The following is a 758-nucleotide window of genomic DNA, read 5'->3' on the forward strand; positions in this document are numbered from 1 at the left end:
TCGTGACTGGGGTGAAGTCGTAACAAGGTAGCCGTATCGGAAGGTGCGGCTGGATCACCTCCTTTCTAGAGATTCAGAGTGCCGCACACAGCGGTCTTCGGGCGTCCACACTTATCGGCTGTAGGTTCAAACGACAGAAAATAGCATCACGCTGCGAAATGCACCGGTGAGGGTCTGTAGCTCAGTCGGTTAGAGCACCGTCTTGATAAGGCGGGGGTCGTTGGTTCGAATCCAACCAGACCCACCAGCACCGAAGCCAGCGTCAAGGTTGCGAGATGGGGGATTAGCTCAGCTGGGAGAGCACCTGCTTTGCAAGCAGGGGGTCGTCGGTTCGATCCCGTCATCCTCCACCAAATCAAATGCCTGCGCCGTGTCGAGCGCACATCGAAGCGAATTGCCCATGCAGTTGGTTTCGATGTGCGATCAAACCATTGATCGGCTGTCGTTCTTTAACAATTCATAGAGTCGAATCAGCGCTGCTGACGGAACGCCTCGCAAGAGGCCGGTACGACAGCAGTTATTGATTGCGTCACCAAACTTCAGCTTCTGATGCTGTCCGAGAGGGCAGTACACAGAAAGTCATGAAGAACGGCAACAACGCGAATACTCAAACGGTCAACCGTGGTAGTCACTGCGGTTGGCTGCAGTCCTTGACGATCTCAACACCCAGTTGAGGTCAAAGTTATAGGGTCAAGCGACTAAGTGCATGTGGTGGATGCCTAGGCGATTACAGGCGATGAAGGACGTGATAGCCTGCG

2 tRNA genes and 1 rRNA gene are annotated in these 758 nt (G+C 54.1%); all 3 read left to right on the top strand.

Annotation, left to right across the window (positions count from 1 at the left end):
- Window positions 1–65 (top strand): 16S ribosomal RNA (locus FJ694_RS36565); the annotation flags it as partial.
- 105 nt (window positions 66–170) lie between these two features.
- Window positions 171–247: transfer RNA gene (locus tag FJ694_RS36570), tRNA-Ile, on the top strand.
- A 30-nt stretch (window positions 248–277) separates the two neighbouring features.
- Window positions 278–353 (top strand) — tRNA-Ala (locus FJ694_RS36575).
- Window positions 354–758: the final 405 nt, after the last annotated feature.

This window comes from Azohydromonas aeria (genome assembly GCF_009760915.1).
GTDB lineage: Bacteria > Pseudomonadota > Gammaproteobacteria > Burkholderiales > Burkholderiaceae_C > Azohydromonas > Azohydromonas aeria.